The organism is Burkholderia sp. Ax-1719 (assembly GCF_011753055.1).
Taxonomy (GTDB): domain Bacteria; phylum Pseudomonadota; class Gammaproteobacteria; order Burkholderiales; family Burkholderiaceae; genus Paraburkholderia.
In genome coordinates this window covers 97,740-118,394 of the sequence record NZ_VWWJ01000009.1, presented here as the reverse complement: position 1 = coordinate 118,394, position 20,655 = coordinate 97,740, and the positions used below count along the sequence as shown (strand labels likewise).

Below are 20,655 nucleotides of genomic sequence, written 5' to 3'. Positions count from 1 at the left end.
CAAGGCGGGGTCGGGTTCACGAGGAATTGTGTCTGCGAATTACTGTCGTGCTCGCCCAGATTGTCAGGAAGCCGAAAGATTTTGTCGGCCACCGAAAAACAGCCAATCCAGCAACAGAACAGCGACGATGGTCGCGCCCATCAGCGGGAAAATGACGGCGAGAATCGCCAGCCCGGCTTTCCATGCGCGCATTGGCGGGGCCGCGCGTTCGCGTGACGGCGCGCCTACGGTGCGCGTGGGACGGCGCAACCACCACATCACGAAGCCGGTGACGGCAAGCGCCGCCAGGCCCAGTGAAATCGCCGTGCAGATTAGCTGGTTCGCCAGCCCAAAATAGCGGCCCATATGCAGCGACGTGCCATACGAAATGACCTGCGAGACCGCGCCGTAATCCGCATAACGGATGTCCTTGAGCACTTTGCCGCTGTATTGGTCGATATAGACGGTGCGTTCCTGCTGCGGATCGGACGGGAAATAGGACGCCGTGTAGACGCCGGTCGCCGTGGCGGGCAACGCGATGTCATAACCGCTTTCCACGCCGAGCGCATGCATGCGCCCGACTACCTGATCGAGCGTGAAGCGCGCGTTTTCATGGGTGGCCGCATCGGGCGAGCGCGGCACGTGCATCGCGCCCACTGCCCACGGCACGTTGGGCAAAGGGAGATCGTCCATCACCATGCCGGGCATCGACGACATATCGTGGCCTGCATGTTCCGCGTGCTCCGAATGGTCCGTCTGAGCACCCGGCAACGAGGATTTCAGCGGCAGGCCGCCACCCCAGGCGCCGCGCGGCGCGCCCGCATTGACACGCGTCGCCAGCGCCTTGAACTGCTTGCCCCACGATCCCGTCCACGGCAGGCCGCTGACGACGAAGGCGAGCGCGCCCACCGCAAGCCAGATGCCGATCACGCTATGCAGACTCTTCCAGAATGGCCGGCCCTTTGTTCCCAGACGCGGCCATAGCGCTGCACGCAGCGTCGATCCCTTCCGATCAGAAGAAGAGGAAGCAGAAGCAGAAGCGGAGGCACGCCGTGGCCACCAGAGCGCCACGCCCGTGCCGATCATCACCAGCGTCCAGCAGGCGGCCAGTTCCATCAGCAACTCGCCCGGCTTGCCGAGCAGCAACTTGCGATGGAGCATGCGATCGACCTGCATAAAGCGGCTGTCGACGTCGAGCGTGCCGAGCACCTCGCCGCTATAGGGATTCAGATAAACGCTTTCCTTGCGGCCGTTCGCGAGTGCGAAAATGAATTCGGCGCTACGCGCGGGATTGGCTTCGATATGCGCGCGGATCGGCTTCGCATCGGGCGGCAGCGAGGCTTGCGCACGCGCAAGCAGCGTATCGGCAGGCAAACGCGGTGTATCTTGCGGCGTCACCACGAGACGATGCGGATAGAGCAGCGGCTCGATTTGCGGCTGGAAACAATAGATCGTGCCGGTGATCGCCAGCACGATCAGAAACGGCATGACGAAAAGGCCGGCGTAGAAATGCCAGCGCCATAGCGTGCGATAGCCGGGATGGACGACGCCGGCAGCGCGCGCGGTGCGCGTGCCGGAAGCGGGCAGCGTAGCGGACATCGGAGGCTCCTGTTATTTCGGTTGATTCAATGCGGCGAAGGCGAGCGATCGCTCATATGCCGATCTTCGCTTCGACATAAAACGTGCGGCCCGGATAGGGGTGGTAAACGAAGTAGCGCGCATCGAACAGGTTGTCGATACCCACGCCAATCTCGCTCTTTTTCGTCGGCCGATACGTGTACTTCACGTCGGCGACCGTATAGGTGCTGGTGCCGCCGAATACATTCGGATTCGTGTCGGTATTGGTGAGCGTGTTGTACTGACGCCCCGAATAGCGGGCCGCGAGCGTGAGCGCGCTATGCGCATCGAAGCGGTACGTCGCCACTGCATTCACGCGCCACAGCGGAATGCGATAGAAGTATTTGCCGACGCTCGCCGGGTTCTGCGCGTTCTCCAGAATCTTCGACTGCGTATAGGCCACGCTCGCCGAAAAATCGAGGCCGCGCAGCACCACATCCTCGCCCTGATAGCTGGTTTCCACGCCGCGCGAGCGCACCTTGCCGATATTCTGGAAGTTGGTGACGTTCGGGATCACCGTGGTATCGGTCTGGCTGAAGATGGTGTTCTTCACGTCGTCCTGAAACAGCGTAAAGCGGAACACCCCGTTCCAGTGCGCCCATTCCGCCGTGAGTTCTTTCGAAAGATCGTCTTCGGCCTTCAGATTGGGGTTGTTGTTCACGATCGACGAACCATTGATCTGCCCCTGGAACAATTCGCCCACGGTGGGGAAACGATACGCACGCGCCACGGAGGCGCGCAGCGTGAGATCGTCGGTGACGTCGAAGGAAAGCGAAGCCTTCGGCGAGAAGTGCCGGTCGCCCACGCCCGCATAAGGCACGGTCGAAGCGCCTAGAGACTGATAACCGTCGTAGGCGTGCCAGTCTTCGTAACGCACGCCATAGACGAGCTTCCAGCGCGGCAGGAAGCGCCACGCATCCTGCGCGTAGACGGCCTGCGTTTCGGTCTTGCCAGCGAAGGCGTTGGCAAAGCTGCCCGCCGGGCCGTCGCGCCACGCGAGCGTGTTGTAGGTGCGGTTATCGACGGTGTAGTTGTCGTAGTGATAGCCGAAGGTCAGCCAGTGCGCGCCCAGTCCTGCGTCGGGCCGTGGAGGCGTCCACGTGGTCTTGAGATCGAGCGTCTTCCAGCCCGTGCCATCGCCCAGCGTCATGGTGCCCGCGCCGTTGCCTGGGCCGCCCGAACTGGCGGTGCGCGCGACGCTGTTGCTTACGTCGTAGTACGAAGCAATGGCTTCGCCGTTCCAGCCGGTCGCCTGATGCGTACGCAGATTCACGCCGTAGAGCCAGTTCTCGCTCCAGCCGCGGCTTGGGGCCATCGCAGCGGCGGGAATGGTGTATTCGTAGCCGCCGATATTGACCTTGCCGCTATAGACCGGGTTACCGCTATCGTCGTACAGGAAAGTTGACGTCTGGCTGTTGTAGGTCTGATGCCAGTAGCCGAGCGTGAAGCCGCCCTGCACCGTGGGCGTGAAATCGTACTGCGTGCGCAGTTTGAATTGATCCTGCACCGTGTGCTCGATGCCTTCGCCGTTCACTCCCAGCACGACCGTCCGCGCATTGGTCTGGTTATTGTAGAAATACGCACCGTGCACGGGCGTATCGCCGGCTTTCGCGAGAGTGGTCGATTGTGCGAGCGTTGCGAATTGCAGCGGCTGACTGGTGTTTTCCAGGTGATTGACGCCCAGCAACCAGGAGAATTTGCCGATGCGGTCGCCAATCGACGCGCTCATTTCGCTGCCGTTGAAATTCTGGTTCACGCCATAGAGGCTGAAATGCTGCGTGAACGCTTTCACGTCGGCGTTGGCTTCGAATTTCGACGGCATGCGCGTCGTGATGAGCACCGTCGCGCCAAGCGAGTTGCCCGGATAGAGCGCCGAATACGGCCCGTAGATCACATCGACCTTCTGGATCTGATCGGGGAACACCATCGACCAGCGCGGCGGAAATGAATAGCTGTTGCCCAGCAGGTTCGACAGCAGCAAACCGTCGGAATACACCAGGCCGCGCGCGCTTTGCGTATTGCTCGTGCCGCGCACTGCGATGATCGAATTCAGATCGCCGACGAAGCGCTTGCGCACCGCCAGATTCGGCAGGTACTTGAGGACGTCTTCGGTATTGACGACGTTCCAGTTGTTGAATTGCGCGGGTGTCACCGTTTCGACCGTGGCCGGCAGATTCGGATCGACGGCCGGCGTGGGCGCGCTTTTCGTCCCCGCGTTCGAGGCGCTCACGGTAACCGTGGGCAGTGTCGTGGTGGCGGTGCTGGCCGTGTCTGCATCGGCGGCATGGGCCGTTGCGGCGGCGAATGTGGCAAACGCTGCGACTGCAATGGGCGCCAGCAGGGACAGCGGAGCGAGACAGTGACGGACGTGCGGATACAACTGCGAGGACGAGCGCAGGCGCGCGCCGCGCGAGGCGGGCGTGAACATGTAAAGGTTTCCCCAGAGCGATAGACGTGCGGCCGCACGCACCCGCGCAGCAGGCATGTGCGAGTGCGGCGTGCTTCTTGATCTTCATGACGCCGACGGGCTGATGAATCCGCTGGATTCAGCCTTCGATCAAGCGGTCGTGCACGCGCGCCATCAAAGGCACAGGCGAGCGCGAACGCAGGCAATCATGCGAAAAAGACGCAAACGGGCGGCCGGTGAGAGCTGCTATCAGGCGAGGACGGGTGGGGCGCGTGGACGGCCCGAGGGGAACGCCCCGAAGGGCGTATGACGCGTGGAAAGCGGCGCGACGCGATCGACGGCAGCCACGAGCGCGCGTTGCGGTTCGGGCACCGCAATGCTGGGCATCGCGACGTGATGTTCGAGGAGATGGCAATAGCCGCAGGCGCCGAACGCATCGTCGTGCGAAAGATGCTGGGCCGAAGAAGCGGGCTGAAGCGCCGAACACAGTTCGGCGGTAGGTTCGTGCGCGTGATGCGCGGCAATCAGCTGACTCGCGAGCGGCGCAAACACGATGAGCCACATGGCGACGAGGCCAAGCCATGCGGTCAGCAGAATGTGCTTGCGTAGTTTCATATTGGTGTGAGCGATTGCGCGGCGCAGTCTACCATGATGCGCCCCATTTGCGCACGCGTCCCCGCAGCCTGAGGGCGGTCATAAGCAGTCCCATATTGCCCGCGACGCGACACGCCGGAACGCGATAAAGCAGCCTGAATCAAGGGCTTTCGAACTATTCCGATGGTCTGACGGGAATACGTGCGCGATCATGATCGGCGTGTGCAATCAAGCAATCATGAGGGCCGCGTTCGCCGCGGCACACAATCATGTCCGTTTTCCCTCTACGCCCTTCGCCCAGCCTGCGCTGGCTGGCCCGCACGGCCGAACCCTGTGGCCAACGCATCGATCATCGCGCCTGTGACAGCACGCCGCAGGGGCATGCGCCGCTTGCGCGCGGCAGCGGCATCGATACGACGCGTTGCGGTCTGGAATTGCCGGTGGAGTTCGCGCTCAAGCTCGGTGCGCGCACGCATGCCACACCGCGCAATCCCGTGCTCTGCCCTTTGGCCGACAGCGCGCTGCGTCAGTGGTGCGTGCGCCTCCAAAGCGGTGCGTGCCCCGACTGCGCTCAAGACGGCGAAGAATCGTAAGCGGTTCAGGCGGAAAGCTGGCTCGCGGCCTGCTCGCGCAGCGCTTCCAGTTCCTGCGCGAGCGCATGTGATAACGCTTCGACATCCTCGGTCCAGTCATCGCTTTCGCGCAGCGTCGCGCGCAGTTCGAGGCTCGTTTCATAGAGCATCGAAGACCCGAGCACGGCGAGGCCGCCCGAGACGCGATGCGCCCAGGCGCGCAGATGTTCGAGATCGTGCGTGGACTGGATGCGCGCGTAGTCAGCGATGTCATGATCGGCCTGCTCGATGAAGAGCGGCGCAATGGGAGGCGCTAGCGCTGGAAAACGCGGTACGTCGGCTTCTTCGTCGGCGTGGTCCGTTGCTTCTGGTGGTGAGGATGCCTGCGTTTGCGCGGCCACGTCGGCCAGAACGCGCGCGAGCGCGGCGAGCGGCACCGGCTTGCTCAGATAATCGGTAAATCCCGACTGGCGTCCCTGGGCGATTTGCTCCGGCAAGGCGTTGCCGCTGATCGCGTAAACCGGCAGCGTTGCACGTTTTGCGCGCGCCGCATGCAGCAATTGCAGGCCATTCATGCGCGGCATGTTGAGATCGGTGAGTATGGCGTCGATATGCGCTTCGTCCAGCCGCGCAAGCGCTTCTTCGCCATCCCTGGCTTCGATCACATTCGCGCCGAGCGTACGCAACTGGTCGCGCAGCAGGCTGCGATTGAGCAGGTTGTCTTCGGCGATCAACACATTGAGGCGCTGGAAATCGCTGGCTTGCTGCGCTTCGTGCGCGGTCGGTAGAGCGGGGGGCGGAGCTTCGACGACATCGCGCCCGGGCTGGGCGCGCAACATCTGCGTGGCGGTGCGGATGCCCGCGAGACTATAGAGGCTCACTTCCACGCTGCCGTCCGCGCGCACGAGCGGCACAAGCGGGCCATCCTGACGCAACCAGACGACGTTCGCCGTGCCGTTCCACAGTCGGCTCACTTCGTCGACGCTGTATTCGCCCGTCACCAGCAGGAAATCCAGCGCACTATGGGCAGGCGATAGCTGCGCCGAAGCGAGATCCGTCGGCGTGCTGGATTGCGGATCGAACAGGTTCGTGAGCCATTCGCGATTCTCCGGCGCACGACACAGAATCGCAGCGCGCGCATCGGGCAGCGCCCATTCTTCGCCCGCCGTCGTGCTCGTGTCGCTCTGCAATGGCAAGGTGACGATAACGCGTGTGCCGACCCCTGGCGTGCTTTCCACCTCACAGCGTCCGTGCATCAACTTGGCCAGACGCCCACAGATCGATAAGCCCAGGCCGGTGCCGCGCGCTTCGGTCAGCCGGTGAGCGTCGCCTTGCGTGAAGGGCTGGAAAAGCCGCGCCTTGAGCGATTCCGGCATGCCCACGCCCGAATCGGCCACGCTGATTTCAAGCGCGTCGTCATGCCAGCCGGCACGCAGCACGATCTTGCCCGAGTGCGTGAACTTGAACGCATTGCTCAGGATGTTATTGACGATCTGCGCGAGGCGCACCGGATCGACATGCAGCCGTGCGGGAATGGCGCGATCGATCACCAGATAGAAAGGCAATTGCTGTCGCACGGCCAGTGGCGCATGTGCGAGCGCGATCCGGACCATCAGCGCGGCGATTGATTCGGATTCCTCTGAAAGCGTCATCGCTCCGACATCGATCTTCGAAAAATCGAGCACGTCGCTCACGATCTGTAGCAGTTCAGAGGCCGAAATCTGCATCGCCTCCACGCGCGCTTCCTGTTCCGGCGCGAGCGCGCCGCGCGCCAGCAGCTCGATATTGCCGGTGAGCGAGGCGAGCGGCGTGCGGATCTCGTGGCTCATCGCCGCGAAGAAACTGACCTTGCTGCGCGCCGCTTCGTCGCTGGTGCGCTTGGCTTCGCGCAGCAGGCGCTCCGCTTCGTAGTGCTTCGACATATCCGCGAAGGCGCAGAACATCACGTCTTCGCGGCGCATGGTGGCGGGCGCGAACGTGATATCCAGATGCACGCTCTGGCCGTCCTCGCGCGTGAGCGAGAAAGGCAGGTCGTAAATCGGCATCTCGCCGTCGGTGGCCGGCGCGTAGGGCATGCGCTTTTCGAATTCGACGCATAGCGCGCTGGGCAGGCGGGTGGCCGCAGCGTCGAGTCCCAGCACGTTGCGCACGATCTGGTTCGCCACCACGATCTCGAAGTTGCGCTGGCGCACGATGCACAGCCCCACGGGCGTGGCGTGCACGAGCAGATGATTGAGCAGTTCGCCTTCGAGTGCGCGCGTCGCTTCCGCGTACGTGCGTTCGAGCACGTGGCGGTTCCAGTAGCGCGCGAGCGCGGCGAGCAGCGCCAGCAAGGCCAGCGTCATCAAGGCGATGATCGCGAGCGGCGTGCGGATCAGCGCGAGTTGGGTGCGCCAGGAAATCGCCAGCGTGTAATGGCCGAACTCGGATTCGAGCGGCTGGCCGCGCATCACCCAGCCAAAACGCGGCAGAAGATGGAAGTGATCGGGCGGCAGACCGGCAACTTCGCGATCGACAAATTGCGCGACGGCGGCGGGCAACGGACCGGCGAGCAGCGCGCCGTCGCGATCGAACAGGATGGGTGCGGCATCGGCTTGCGTGACGTCCGCGGCTGGTGCGCGCTGCAATTGGTTGATATCGACTGCCGTGAGGACGATGGCGATGGGCTTTTCGTCCTTCAATACCGTCGCTGCAGCCAGCACGAGCGACGGCGGGAAGCCAAGACCGGCCGGTGGCTTGAACCACGTGATTTTCTTCCAGCGGCCCGCCCCCAGCGGATCGATCCCGCGCGTGTTCATGCGCAGCAGCACCGCGTCCGCCAGTATGCGGGCCTGCTCGGGGCCGCTTTGCGATGCCGTGCCGCCCGGCGTGCGCACGTTGGGGGCGAGATGGTGGCTCCACGCGGCGCTGCCATCCAGGAGCACGAACAGCATCGGCGCGTCCACGCCGACCTTTGCCACCAGTTGCACCGCGCGTTCGCACAACGCGCGAAGTTCGGGCGAGCCGGTCACCCCATCGAAGCCCGGCGTACAGTCCGGCGTTGGCTCGGGTTTGATGGCCTGCGCCAATGGAAGAAGATCGAGTTCGTGCAGGCCCAGCAACAAACGCATGCTTTCGAGCATGTTGAAGCGCCGCAGCAGTAGTTCGTTGGTCTGCGCCGTGACCTCGCTCATGCGCGTGGTCTGGTTCGCCAGAGACGCCGCGCCGATGCTCAAGGCCGCCACGCACGCCGCGCACAGCCCCGCAAAGCCCAGCAGCGCGATCAGCATGCCGAACACGCGTCGCTCGCGCTTCAGATTGCGCTCAAGCGTCCGAAGCGCACTGAGCGGCGAAGCGAGAGAGGCGATACGCCGTTCCATTATGCGAATCCGTGCTCGCTCGCGTAGCGGATCAGATCGGCATTGGAATCGAGATGGAGCTTGCGCATGGCGGCGCGCTTTTGCGTGGCGACGGTCGTCACCGAGCGGTTCAGCCGCTTCGAGATTTCCGTGACGCTCAAGCCGTTGGCGAACAGGCGGACGACTTCGAGTTCGCGGGGAGAGAGCGGATTGCTGCGGCGGAAATCTTCGGCGGTCGAGCCTTCTTTGGCGAGTCGTTCGGCGATGCGCGCGGAGAGCGTCGTGCCTGGCTCAACCAGCGCGCGCTGACAGACCTGGGCGAGCGTCGGAATCGGCTCGTCCTTGCCGACCAGACCCGCCACGCCGAGTTCCGCCAGTTCATGCAGGATGCCGCCGTTGGTGAGCATGGTGAACACCACCACGGGCAGATCGGGATAGAGCCGCCGCACGCGGCTGATGAGACGCAGGCCGTCCTCGTCCTCCAGTTCGCCCTGCATCGAAAAGTCCGTCACCAGCAGGTCGCAGGGCATCTTGCGCAGGATATCGACGAGATCCGCGCCCGAGCCCGCCGTTGCCACCACGCGGTGGCCCGGCAACTGGTCGAGATAGTCGGTAATGGCGGTCAGGACGACAGGATGATCGTCGGCCACTACGATCCGCAGGTCTTGCGTGGCATGTGTCATGGGCGTGAGCGTGTTGCCAGGCATTCGCAATCCGATGGTCGGCGTCAGGCGCCGGGGCGCAGACCTTCAGTGTTTTCTGAAGGTTATCCCATTTTCCGCCGACAGTATGTAGGCCTTGCCTGTGGGACTTTGGGGCGATCCGGTAGTCCGATCAGTAGCCCGATCAGCGGGCTTCCGGTTGGCGGGGCATCGTGGCGGGCGCGCACGCCGCTGCGCGCCGCAGACTGGCCAGACAGAACACGAGCGCCCAGAGCGCCATCGTCCAGCCCAGCACGCTGGCTGTAGCGATAAGCCAGAAGTCGGTTTGCGGTTCGCGCCACAGCAGAAACAGCGCAGCGAAAAAAGCCAGATAGAACAGCGGCAGCAGATAGATGCCGACCCGGCTGGCCCATTCACAGGCGCTCAGCAGCCACGAAAGCGGCGTGGAGAGAGTCGGACGGAGGGGGGCGGCGGCGGACATGGCAGGGCTCGGTCAGGTGGTTAGGAAACGTGGCCGCCTACGTCTTGCAGGCCACAATCCCACTTTATCGATCAGCGCTGACAGGGAAAATCGGATGATTCTGAGAAATAACGGAGATGCAATGTCGGAATTCAAGCGGGGGAAGCGACGCGCACTGACAGACGGGGTTTCCCCCAAGACAGCGAACTCCATCCGTCAGCGCAGGTCCTAACCGGCCAGAGGAGCGGGCGAGAAGCACATTTGTTACGTTTGTTGCGCCTGCGATTCACGGCAGGACGATGCGGCCGCCGACCACACGCGCTATCCTGTTGCGCCGCGCCATTGCGCCATTGCGTTATTGCGTCATTACGCCGTCGCGTCTTGCGCAGGCCCAAGGCGCGGGGATCATCGAAGAACCGCTTACAAAGGAAATTTCCATGCGCCGACGTCAATTCCTTCTCAGCTCCAGCGCCGCGGTCGCCGCGAGCGGTCTCGCTCTCGCCGGCTGCACGACGACCCCGCTGGGATCGAGCAACAGCGCCGCCCAGAACGCAGCCAAGCGCAATTCGATCGACGCCAGCGTGGACGCCACGCTCACGCGCCTGTTCAACACGGTGACTGGCTCGCAGGAACTCATCTCGAAGGCGAGCGGCGTGCTCGTGTTCCCCAACGTGATCTCGGCGGGCTTCTGGATCGGCGGCCAGTACGGCACCGGCGCGCTGCGCATCAATGGCCGCACCGACGGCTACTACAGCACGGTCGCGGGCTCGTTTGGCCTGCAGATCGGCGCGCAGTCCAAGGCCATTATTTTCGCGTTCATGAACCAGGGCGCGCTCGACGACTTCCTCAAGAGCCAGGGCTGGGCGGCCGGCGCGGATGCAACGGTCGCGGTCGTCACCGTGGGCGCGAACGGCAATGTCGATACGTCGACGGCCACCAGTCCCGTCGAGGCGTTCGTGCTGACCAACGCCGGTCTGATGGCGGGCGTTTCGCTCGAAGGCGTGAAGGTTTCGCGTCTCGTGATCTGAGCGGGCGCTTCCTGCATGAGCGAGAGGAACAAGACACCCGACGGCGCGCCCGCTTTCAGCCGCCCGCACAAGATCCACTTTTCGGAATGCGATCCGGCCGGGATCGTGTTCTATCCGCAGTATTTCGTGCTGTTCAACGATCTGATCGAGGCGTGGATCGACACGCTGATGCCCGAGGGCTATCACGGCATCCTCGGCGCGCGGCGCGTGGGGATGCCCACGGTGCATCTCGACGTGGATTTCAAGGCGGTCAGCAAGATGGGCGACGCTGTCACGCTCGCGCTTTACGTGCAGCGTGTGGGGCAGGCTTCGCTGACGCTCGGCTGGGCCTGCACGGGCGCGGACGGCGTGTTGCGCATGAGCGCGACGCAAACCATCGTCACTACCTCGCTCGACACGCACAAGGCCATCGCCATCCCCGATGACCTGCGCGAGGCGATTGCCGCCTCGGCTGCCCGCGCAGGCGTCTGAAGCGAAACTAGCGCGCCGCGCCCGGCGTGTTTTGCAGCGCGCTTTGCAGCGTAGCGAAGGTGCGCTCGTCGGTGCGGTCGAACTGCAGCGGCGTCACCGCAACGCGGCCCGAATTGACCACGGCCGTTTCCGAATCCGGGCCGTTTTCGCGCGGCCCGCGATGAAAGCGCAGCCAGTGATAGTCGATGCCGCGCGGGTCGATCTGCGGCACCACGTCGATGCCTTGCACGAGGCCCACGCCCTGGCGCGTGACGGTGAGCGGACCGGCCGCGCTCGCCTCCACATCGGGGAAATTCACGTTCAGGCACACCGGCGCGTCGTGCGAAATGGCCGCGAGACGGCGGATCACATCGGGCGCGAGGGCGCGAGCGGTGTCCCAGCGCACGTGTTCGCGGTCGCGGAAGGTCTGGCTGAGCGCGATCGACGGCAGGCCGAGCAGCAGGCCCGTCATGGCCGCGCCCACCGTGCCCGAGAACATCGTTTCCACGCCCAGGTTCGCGCCGCGATTGATGCCGGACAGCACCAGCGACGGCGTCACGTCGCCCATCAGGTGGCGCACGGCCATCACCACGCAGTCGCCGGGCGTGCCCAGCACGCCGAAGCGGCGCTCGCCGCGGCGGCTCACGCGCAGCGGCGAATGCAGGCTGATCGAGTGGGACGTGCCGCTCTGATCGTGCTCCGGCGCGACGACCCACACTTCATGGGCCAGTTCGGCAGCGACGGCTTCGAGCACGGCGAGGCCGGGCGCGTCGATGCCGTCGTCGTTGGTCAGGAGCACGCAGGGGAGTTTCGCTTCGGATGCGGACATGGCAAGTCTCTTTCAGGGGTTGAAGGCAGACAGAATGCGGCAGCGGCCATTATGGGAGAAGGCGCGCTATTTCGCGACGGATCACGCCACATTGGAGATAGACTAACGCGCAGCAGTGGCGGCCTGCCGGTTCGCGCGCAGGCCGCGCCCTTCGTTTTATGCACCTGTTGCGTTGTTGCGGCGCCTGCCGCGAGGAGACTCCGTGAAGCCGCAAGAACTGCCAGATATCGCTCGCGCGCTGTTCGTCATCGCGATCCTCTGCGCACTGACGGTCGGTTCCCTCTACGTCATGCGTCCTTTCATTCCGGGCCTGATCTGGGCGACCATGATCGTGGTCGCCACCTGGCCCGCCATGCTCGCCGTCGAGCGGCGCTGCGGCAAACGGCGCGGCATCGCCACGCTGATCATGCTGCTGATCCTGCTGGTCGTGATCGTCCTGCCGCTCTATTCGGCGATCTCCACGCTGGCCGAGCACGGCGGCGAGATCATGGGCCTGATCCGCAGCCTGCCCAGCTACACGCTGCCCCCGCCGCCGATGTGGATTCACGACATTCCGATGATCGGCTCGCGCATCGCCGGCGAATGGCAGACGCTTTCCGACGCCGGTCCCGGCGGCCTGCTCGCGCGTCTGGAGCCTTACGTGTCGATCGCGGCGCACTGGCTCATCGGCCATGCGGCTTCGGTGGGCGTGTTCGTGATGCATATGGTGATTACCGTCATCATCACCGGCATCCTCTATATGCAGGGCGAAAAAGCCGCTGCGTTCGTGGTGCGCTTCGCGCAGCGCGTCGGCCCGCGCTATGGCGAGGAAGCGGTGCGCCTGGCGGGCGCGGCCATCCGCGCGGTGGCGCTGGGCATCGTCGTGACGGCGGTGCTGCAATCGGCGCTGGGCGGCATTGGTCTTGCGGTTGCGGGCGTGCCGGGCGCGGGCGTGTTGACCGCACTCATGCTGATGCTGTGCCTCGCGCAGATCGGCCCTGGCCTGCCGCTGTTCGGCGGCGCGATCTGGCTGTTCGTGCACGACTCGCACGTGGCGGCCATCCTGCTCGCCGTGTGGTCGGTGATGGTCGTCATGCTCGACAATTTCGTGCGCCCGGTGCTGATCCGCCGCGGCGTGAATCTTTCGATGCTGCTGATTCTCTCGGGCGTGCTGGGCGGCATGTTCGCCTTCGGCATCGTGGGGCTGTTCATCGGCCCGGTGATTCTGGCAGTCTCTTCCACGCTCTTGACCGCCTGGATCAACACCTCCGCCACGCCCGCCGCCGACGCCTGACCAGGCGCACAGCGCCGCCCATCGGGACGAAGATCGGGACGAAGCCGTCCCGATCTTCATCTCGATGGGCGATTCATCAGACCGTTCCGCACCCACGCTTTCTTGCTCCCCGGCGATCAGGCAGCTTAACGACACGCCCGCTCATTCGACGTTAGGATGACGGCTGGACTTCGCTTGGCTCTCGCGTTTTTCGCACTCACTCGCGCTCATCCGCGCCTGACTCGCTGCACACGTCGTCCCGTTTCCCCGGAGCGCTCGCGTGTCCGCGCGCGGCGCTGCGCTTTCAGGAGGGGAAATGGCTCAGTTCAACTGCGACATATGCGGCGTGCGTCCCGCGACCGTGCGGGTGGCCGTGTTGCAGGACGGCAGGCGGCGCTTTCTCGACGTCTGCGATTATCACTACGCCCAGCTCACGCGCCATCAGCGCACGCTGAGCCCGCTCGAATCGCTGTTTCGCGCCGCGCAGCAGCAGGCCGAAACCGCCCCCGGGCAGACGCCCACGCATACGATGGAAGCCGGCGACGGGGCCATCGTCGAGCGTCATTTCAGCGACGTCGCGCGCGAACTGCTGCAACGGGCCGCCGAGCGCGCGTTGCAGTTCGGCCGTCGCGAAGTCGATACCGAGCACCTGCTTTACGAACTCGCGGGCAATGAAGCGGGCGCGGCCATGCTCACGCGCCTGGGCATCGAACCCGCCGACGTGCGCGCCTTTATCGGCGCCAATGCGCAGAAGCGCGACCCCATCGCCGCCGGCGACGAAGGCCGCGTGGCCGTGTCGCCGCGCTTGAAGGGCGCGCTCGATCGCGCCTTCCTGATCTCGCGCGAACTCGGCCATAGCTCCGTTGCGCCCGAGCATTTGCTGCTCGGCCTTGCGCAGGTGCCGGACAGCTTCGCGGGGCATCTGCTGGCGCGCTACGGCGTGACGCCGCAGAAGGTGCTGCAGCGCCTCGTGGAAGCGCAGGGCGACCCGCGCGAGCGGGCCGCCGCGAAGGCGCCCAGCCCCACGCCGCAACTCGATCAATACAGCCGCGATCTCACCGCGCTGGCGAGCGAGGGCAAGCTCGATCCCGTGATCGGACGGTCGAGCGAAATCGAAACCGTCGTGGAAGTGCTCGCGCGGCGGCGCAAGAACAATCCGGTGCTGATCGGCGAGCCGGGCGTGGGCAAGACCGCGATCGCCGAAGGACTGGCCCAGCGCATGCTCAACGGCGATGTGCCCGAATCGCTGCGCGGGCGGCGCCTGGTCGAGCTGAACGTCAACGGCCTGATTGCCGGGGCGAAATATCGCGGCGAGTTCGAAGAGCGCGTGAAGGGCGTGATGGAGGAAATCTCGGCGCAGCGCGAGAATCTCGTGCTCTTTATCGACGAAGTGCACATGATCGTTGGCGCGGGACAGGGCGGTAGCGAAGGCGGACTCGATATCGCCAACGTTTTCAAGCCGGCGATGGCGCGCGGCGAGCTGAATCTGATCGGCGCGACCACCCTTTCCGAATACCAGAAGTACATCGAAAAAGACGCGGCGCTCGAACGGCGCTTCCAGCCCGTATTCGTCGCCGAACCGAGCGTCGATCAGACCATCAACATTCTGCGCGGGCTGCGCGACAAGCTTGAGGTGCATCATCACGTGACGATTCGCGACGACGCGCTCGTCGCCGCCGCCGAGCTTTCCGACCGCTATATCACCGGCCGTTTCCTGCCCGACAAGGCAATCGACCTGATCGATCAGGCGGCGGCGCGCGTGCATCTATCGGCCACTTCCCGGCCCGCCGCGATTCTCGAACTCGAAGCCGAACTCGCCCAGCTCAAGCGCGAACAGGACTACGCGGCCACGCGCAAGAACTTCGAGCGCGCCCACGCGCTCGACGAACCGATCGCGGACAAGGAAAAGTCGCTCGTGGAGGCGACCGGCGAATGGAAAGGGCGGCTGGGTTCGGTGACGTCCGACGTGACCACCGAACAGGTCGCCGAGATCGTCTCGAAACTCACCGGCGTGCCCGTCACGCAACTCACCGCCGAAGAGCGCACGCGTCTGCTCGAAATGGAAAAACGCCTGCACCAGCGCGTGATCGGCCAGGAGCAGGCGATTGTCGCGGTGAGCGATGCGGTGCGCCGTTCGCGCGCCGGTCTGCGGCGCGGCCGGCGGCCCACGGCGGTGTTCCTGTTCCTCGGGCCCACGGGCGTGGGCAAGACCGAACTGGCGAAGGCGCTGGCCGAAGTGGTGTTCGGCGATGAAGACGCGATCGTGCGCATCGACATGAGCGAATACATGGAACGCCACGCCGTGTCGCGTCTGATCGGCTCGCCGCCAGGTTATGTCGGCCATGATGAAGGCGGCCAGTTGACCGAGCGCGTGCGCCGTCGACCGTATTGCGTGATCCTGCTCGATGAAATCGAAAAGGCGCATCCGGACGTCTATAACGTGCTGCTGCAGGTTTTCGACGATGGCCGCCTCACCGACGGCAAGGGACGTGTGGTCGATTTCAGCAATACCGTGGTGATCGCCACGAGCAATCTGGGCTCGGAGTCGGTGTCGGGGCAGAAGCGCTCGGGGCCGGGCTTTCTCGCCAGCGCCGATGCCTCGATGCAAAGCGCGGTGCTGGGCGAGTTGCGCCAGCATTTCCGCCCCGAATTCCTGAACCGCATCGACGACATCATCATCTTCAAACCGCTCACCGACGACGAACTGCGCTCGATCGTGCGCCTGCAACTGGAGCAGGTGCAGCGCATGGCGCGCAGCCAGGATATCGAGCTGACGTTCGACGAAAGCGTGGTGGATTTCCTGGCCGCGGATGGCTATCGGCCCGAATATGGCGCACGCGAGCTGAAGCGGCAGATCCAGCAGAGCGTGGAAAACGAACTGGCCAAGGAAATGCTCAAAGGCGAGGTGAAGGAGGGCGCGAAGGTCGTGTGCCGGTATGACGCTGCGCAGAAGCAGTTGTCGTTTGCGGCGCAGAGCTGAGGGCGAAAGAGGCCTTTTTATCAGATTTTGAGACGGCAGACGCGGCGGCGAGATCAAATATCTCGTCGCCGCGTTTTTTTGCGCCCCTAATTTTGAATACACACATTATATGAATAATGTCTAAATAATTAACATGTGTAGTTGGATATTTGACGGTTTACGTTGTATTACCTACGGATGTGCGTACTTTCGCAACGGAAATTGCAGCGGATTCCGCTCACGTCACAGGGTTTTCAGCACCGAACGCTTGAGCTTGCCGGTCTCGGTGCGCGGCAGGGCGTCGAGAAAAGCGACCAGTCGCGGGTATTTGTACGCAGCCACCGCGCGCTTCACGAACTCCTGCAAGTCCGCGACCATCGCCGCGTCGCCCTTGAACCCCGGCCGCAGCACAACGAAAGCCTTGACCACCTGACCGCGCACGTCGTCCGGCACGCCCGTTACGCCGCATTCGGCTACGGCAGGGTGCTGCATCAGGACGGTTTCCACTTCCGGCCCGGCGATGTTGTAGCCGGACGAAACGATCATGTCGTCGGCGCGCGCCTGATAGAACACGTAGCCGTCTGCGTCGATCGACACGGCATCGCCCGGCAGATTCCAGCCTTCGCGCACGAACTTGAGTTGGCGCTCGTCGGCCAGATAGCGGCAGCCCGTGGGGCCGCGCACGGCCAGGTTGCCCGTTACGCCCGGGGGCACCGGTTGCAGCGCGTCGTCGAGCGCTTGCACGACATAGCCCGGCACCGCACGCCCAATCGAGCCGGGCCGCACGTCCGCGCCCGCCGAAGACACGAAAATATGGATCATTTCCGTGCCGCCGATGCCGTCGATCATCTCGATACCGGTGGCCTCGCGCCAGAGATCGCGCGTGCCCTGCGGCAGCGCCTCACCCGCAGACACCGTTTTGCGCAGGCTGCTGATGTCGACGTCCTGCACCAGCGGCGCCATCTGCCGGTAGAACGTGGGCGCGGTAAAGACGACGCTGGCGCGAAACCGCTCGATGGTTTGCAGCAGCAGCGCGGGCGTGAGCTTTTCGATCAGTACCGTCGAGGCGCCCACGCGCAGCGGAAAGCAGAGCAGGCCGCCCAGCCCGAACGTGAACGCCAGTGGCGGCGTGCCGCAAAACACGTCGTCGGGCGTGGGTTTGAGCACGTGACGCGGGAACAGATCGCACATCGCCAGCACGTCGCGATGAAAATGCATGCAGCCTTTGGGCGTACCCGTCGTGCCGCTCGTGAACGCGATCAGGCAGACATCGTCGGCGGCCGTATCGCAGGCGTGGAATTCCGCGGGTTTCGCGGCGCCCAGGGTTTCAAGGCTGCCGGGTGCATCGTCGTGGAAATAGCAGATCTGTTTGAGATCCGCGCAGAAGAATTCGTCGTCCGGGTTCGTGCAACGCGCCAGTTCTTCCGTGAGCCGGACGTCGCAAAGCGCTGCGCCGACGTGCGCCTTGTCGATGATCTGCTTCAACTCCTTGGCGCGCAAAAGCGGCATGGTCGGCACCGCCACCAGACCCGCTTTCAAGGTCGCCAGCAGCGCCACGGCCATTTGCAGCGTATTCGGGCCGCGCAGCAGAACGCGGTTGCCCGGCTGCAGTCCCATGTCTTCGATGAGCACGTGGGCGCTGCGATCGACCATCTCGCGCAACTGCAAATAACGGGTTGCGTGAATCGCTCCATCGACTTCGGACCAGATCGCGGTGCGATCGCCATGCCCGCTGGCAATCGCCTCGTCGAGCAATTGCGCCGCGCAGTTCAGGCGCTCCGGATAGGCAACATCGGCGTTGTCGAGCAGCAGCACGGGCCATTGCGACTCGGGCGGCAAGTGATCGCGGGCGAAAGTGTCCACGTGAGCGGTCGGTTGCATGGTGTCTCCGGCGGGCGGGTCGAACAGTTCTTTTGTGTAGTACTGCTGCGCTTTTCGCGGGCTAACCTGGCTTGATCGGCTGGGCCTCACCTAAGAGGCGGACAGGCGCGCATCGTCGGGAATCACGGCGGTTGCCTCGATTTCCACTTTCGCCTCGTCTTCCACGAGCGCGACCACCTGAACGGCGCTCATGGCGATGTCGTAATCGCCGATCAATTCCCGAAACGCCGCGCCAATTTCCTTGAGCGACGCCAGATACTCGCGTTTGTCGACGACATACCAGGTCAGGCGCACGAGGTGTTCGGGCCTGCCACCCGCCGCGGCAAGCACGGCCACGATATTGCGTAGCGCCTGCACCGCCTGCATGCCGAATTCCTGGCTCGTAAAGCGCGCGTTCTCGTCCCAGCCGATCTGGCCAGCGATATACACCTGGGTCCCGCGCGCAGCAACACCATTGGCATAGCCGCGCGGTTTGACCCAGCCAGCAGGAAGAAGGGCTTGTTTCATAGGGGTTTCCGCCTTGACTCAGTGTCCTGTGCCGCCTGGAATTCCTTCAAGAGATCGCGTCCGACGATCAGTTGCTGCACTTCGGTCGCGCCTTCATAGATGCGCAGCGAGCGGATCTCGCGATAAAGCGATTCAACTATCTGGCCGCTTTGCACGCCCATACCACCCCACAGTTGCACGGCCGCGTCGATCACCTGTTGAGCGCCTTCGCTCGCGTGCCATTTCGCCATTGCTGCTTCGCGCGTCACGTTCACGCCCTGATCGCGCAGCCACGCGGCGCGATAAACGAGCAGGGCGCTGCTGTCGATCGTGAGCGCCATCTGCGCGAGCTTCGCCTGCGTCAACTGAAAATCGCCCAGCGTCTGGTTGAACATCTTGCGCGAAGACGCGCGGGCGAGTCCTTCGGCCAGCGCGCGGCGCGCAAATCCCAGCGACGCCGCCGCCACCGAGGTGCGAAAGATATCGAGCGTGCGCATTGCGATCTTGAAGCCTTCTCCCGGCGTACCCAGCAGTTGCTGCTTGCTCACGCGCGCGTTCGTGAAGCGCAAGCGGGCGAGCGGATGCGGCGCGATCACATCGATGCGCTCGGCGATTTCAAGCCCCGGCGTATCGGCATCGACGATCAATGCGCTGATGCCGCGCGCGCCGGGCGCCTCGCCGGTGCGGGCGAAAACCACGTAGAAGTCCGCGATGCCGCCGTTCGAGATCCACGTTTTTTCGCCGTCGAGCACGTAATGGTCGCCGTCGTCGCGCGCGGCCAGCGCCATCGCCGCGACGTCGGAGCCTGCGTCTGGCTCGGAGAGCGCAAACGCAGCGATTGCTTCGCCCTGGGCGACGCGCGGCAGATAGCGCGCTTTCTGCGCATCGTTGCCCGCGAGCGAAATCGCGCCCGATCCCAGCCCCTGCATCGCCAGCGCAAAATCGGCGAGACCCGAATGTTTTGCCAGCGTTTCGCGCAGCAGACACACGGCGCGTGTGTCGATGGTGTCGCCATGGCCGCCATAAGCGGTGCCGCCTACGCCGTAGCGTAACCAGCCCGCCGCGCCCAGGTTGTGCACGAGCGCGCGGCAGGTGTTGTCGACGTCGTCGTGCGGGACGTGCGGCAGATGCTCACGCGCCCACGTTTCCACCTCAGTCGCGAGCACGCGATGCCGGTCTTCAAAAAACGGCCAGGCCAGCGCGTCGTGCGGATTCTGTTCAGCCAAAGCGTTCAAGGGATTCACGTGCTCAGTCTCCCTTGAAAACCGGACGCGATTTCGCAGCGAAGGCTTCATACGCACGTCCGAAATCGCGCGTCGCCATGCAGATCGCCTGGGCCTGCGCCTCGGCTTCGATGGCTTCGTCGATGCTCATGGTCCATTCCTGATGCAGCATCTTTTTGGTGATGCCATGCGCGAAGGTCGGCCCCGAAGCGAGATCGGCGGCGAGTTTCTGCGCGTCGGCCAGCAGGTTGGCGGGGTCGCACAGGCGGTTGTAAAAGCCCCAGGCGTGGGCCTCCTCGCCGCTCGCGGAGCGTCCCGTATAGAGCAGTTCGGCGGCGCGCCCCTGACCGATGATGCGCGGCAGGATCGCGCATGCGCCCATATCGCAGCCCGCGAGGCCGACACGCGTGAACAGGAAGGCGAGCTTGCTGCGCGCCGTGGCGTAACGCATATCGGAGGCCATTGCGAGAATCGCGCCTGCGCCCGCGCAAATGCCATCCACGGCGGCGATGATCGGCTGCGGGCAATGACGCATCGCTTTCACGAGATCGCCGGTCATGCGCGTGAACATCAGCAGTTCAGGCATCGGCAGATCGACGAGCGGGCCGATGATGTCGTGCACGTCGCCGCCCGAGCAGAAATTATCGCCCGCGCCGTGCAGGACGACCGCTTTCACATCGGTCGCGTAGGCGAGCTGGCGAAACAGGTCGCGCAACTCCGCATACGATTCGAAGGTCAGCGGATTCTTGCGCTCGGGGCGGTTGAGCGTAATCGTCGCGACACCCGCGTCAACCGACCAGCCAAAATGGCTCGCCTGGTAGCCCGCAAGCGTGGTGCGGTTGCCCGCGAAAAGCGCATCCGCACGGGAGCGTTCTGTCGTCAAGATATGTCTCCTTCCTGTCTTTTGGCACAAGCAGG

Annotated in this window: 16 protein-coding genes; 5 read left to right on the top strand and 11 right to left on the bottom strand. The window is 64.3% G+C overall.

The genetic code is table 11. The annotated features are described in order from the left end of the window. Positions 1 to 63: 63 nt before the first annotated feature. From F3J17_RS18100 to F3J17_RS18090, 3 genes are all read right to left on the bottom strand, one after another. The gene (locus tag F3J17_RS18100; RefSeq protein ID WP_167061477.1) at positions 64 to 1,578 is read right to left on the bottom strand and encodes a PepSY domain-containing protein; all 1,515 of its coding nucleotides are present in this window, start codon (positions 1,576 to 1,578) and stop codon (positions 64 to 66) included. 52 nt (positions 1,579 to 1,630) lie between these two features. After that, positions 1,631 to 4,024: a TonB-dependent receptor gene (locus tag F3J17_RS18095; protein WP_167061474.1), complete on the bottom strand. Its 2,394-nt coding sequence runs from the start codon at positions 4,022 to 4,024 to the stop codon at positions 1,631 to 1,633. Between the two features lie 228 nt (positions 4,025 to 4,252). Further along, entirely contained in the window at positions 4,253 to 4,618 is a 366-nt protein-coding gene (locus F3J17_RS18090) for a DUF2946 domain-containing protein (protein ID WP_167061470.1), read from the bottom strand. A gap of 248 nt (positions 4,619 to 4,866) precedes the next feature. Between F3J17_RS18090 and F3J17_RS18085 the strand changes: the two genes are divergently transcribed. Continuing rightward, positions 4,867 to 5,190, top strand: a complete 324-nt coding sequence (locus tag F3J17_RS18085; protein ID WP_167061467.1) for a hypothetical protein — start codon at positions 4,867 to 4,869, stop codon at positions 5,188 to 5,190. Between the two features lie 5 nt (positions 5,191 to 5,195). Here F3J17_RS18085 and F3J17_RS18080 read toward each other — a convergent pair whose 3' ends face one another. The 3 genes from F3J17_RS18080 to F3J17_RS18070 form a co-directional block, all read right to left on the bottom strand. Continuing rightward, complete coding sequence (locus tag F3J17_RS18080; protein WP_167061464.1) at positions 5,196 to 8,528, bottom strand: ATP-binding protein; 3,333 nt, start codon at positions 8,526 to 8,528, stop codon at positions 5,196 to 5,198. After that, the gene (locus F3J17_RS18075) at positions 8,528 to 9,190 is read right to left on the bottom strand and encodes a response regulator transcription factor (protein WP_167061834.1); all 663 of its coding nucleotides are present in this window, start codon (positions 9,188 to 9,190) and stop codon (positions 8,528 to 8,530) included. The genes F3J17_RS18080 and F3J17_RS18075 overlap by 1 nt, the downstream gene beginning before the upstream one ends. A gap of 163 nt (positions 9,191 to 9,353) precedes the next feature. Next, positions 9,354 to 9,650, bottom strand: coding sequence for a hypothetical protein (locus F3J17_RS18070; RefSeq protein ID WP_167061461.1), 297 nt, complete (start codon positions 9,648 to 9,650; stop codon positions 9,354 to 9,356). A 416-nt stretch (positions 9,651 to 10,066) separates the two neighbouring features. Between F3J17_RS18070 and F3J17_RS18065 the strand changes: the two genes are divergently transcribed. Both F3J17_RS18065 and F3J17_RS18060 read left to right on the top strand, forming a co-directional pair. Beyond that, a complete protein-coding gene (locus F3J17_RS18065; RefSeq protein WP_167061458.1) occupies positions 10,067 to 10,657 on the top strand; it encodes a YSC84-related protein in 591 nt (196 codons plus the stop codon). Positions 10,658 to 10,672: 15 nt separating this feature from the next. Next, the gene (locus tag F3J17_RS18060) at positions 10,673 to 11,128 is read left to right on the top strand and encodes a thioesterase family protein (RefSeq protein WP_167061455.1); all 456 of its coding nucleotides are present in this window, start codon (positions 10,673 to 10,675) and stop codon (positions 11,126 to 11,128) included. A gap of 7 nt (positions 11,129 to 11,135) precedes the next feature. Here the strand turns inward: F3J17_RS18060 and surE are convergent, their stop codons facing one another. After that, the gene (gene surE / locus F3J17_RS18055; RefSeq protein WP_167061452.1) at positions 11,136 to 11,936 is read right to left on the bottom strand and encodes a 5'/3'-nucleotidase SurE; all 801 of its coding nucleotides are present in this window, start codon (positions 11,934 to 11,936) and stop codon (positions 11,136 to 11,138) included. Between the two features lie 202 nt (positions 11,937 to 12,138). Here surE and ydiK point away from each other — a divergent pair, with 202 nt between their 5' ends. Both ydiK and F3J17_RS18045 read left to right on the top strand, forming a co-directional pair. Continuing rightward, positions 12,139 to 13,209 (top strand): AI-2E family transporter YdiK, encoded by a 1,071-nt coding sequence (ydiK, locus tag F3J17_RS18050; protein ID WP_167061449.1) that lies wholly within the window; start codon positions 12,139 to 12,141, stop codon positions 13,207 to 13,209. Between the two features lie 295 nt (positions 13,210 to 13,504). Beyond that, positions 13,505 to 16,168, top strand: a complete 2,664-nt coding sequence (locus F3J17_RS18045) for an ATP-dependent Clp protease ATP-binding subunit (RefSeq protein WP_167061446.1) — start codon at positions 13,505 to 13,507, stop codon at positions 16,166 to 16,168. Between the two features lie 222 nt (positions 16,169 to 16,390). Here F3J17_RS18045 and F3J17_RS18040 read toward each other — a convergent pair whose 3' ends face one another. The 4 genes from F3J17_RS18040 to F3J17_RS18025 all read right to left on the bottom strand — a co-directional run bounded on the left by F3J17_RS18040 (position 16,391) and on the right by F3J17_RS18025 (position 20,620). Beyond that, entirely contained in the window at positions 16,391 to 18,028 is a 1,638-nt protein-coding gene (locus tag F3J17_RS18040; protein WP_167061443.1) for an AMP-binding protein, read from the bottom strand. A gap of 90 nt (positions 18,029 to 18,118) precedes the next feature. Further along, positions 18,119 to 18,535, bottom strand: coding sequence for a RidA family protein (locus tag F3J17_RS18035; protein ID WP_167061440.1), 417 nt, complete (start codon positions 18,533 to 18,535; stop codon positions 18,119 to 18,121). Next, positions 18,532 to 19,749 (bottom strand): acyl-CoA dehydrogenase family protein, encoded by a 1,218-nt coding sequence (locus F3J17_RS18030; RefSeq protein ID WP_240161050.1) that lies wholly within the window; start codon positions 19,747 to 19,749, stop codon positions 18,532 to 18,534. Before F3J17_RS18030 ends, F3J17_RS18035 begins: the two co-directional genes overlap by 4 nt. Before the next feature lie 13 nt (positions 19,750 to 19,762). Further along, positions 19,763 to 20,620, bottom strand: a complete 858-nt coding sequence (locus F3J17_RS18025) for an enoyl-CoA hydratase family protein (RefSeq protein WP_167061437.1) — start codon at positions 20,618 to 20,620, stop codon at positions 19,763 to 19,765. Positions 20,621 to 20,655: the final 35 nt, after the last annotated feature.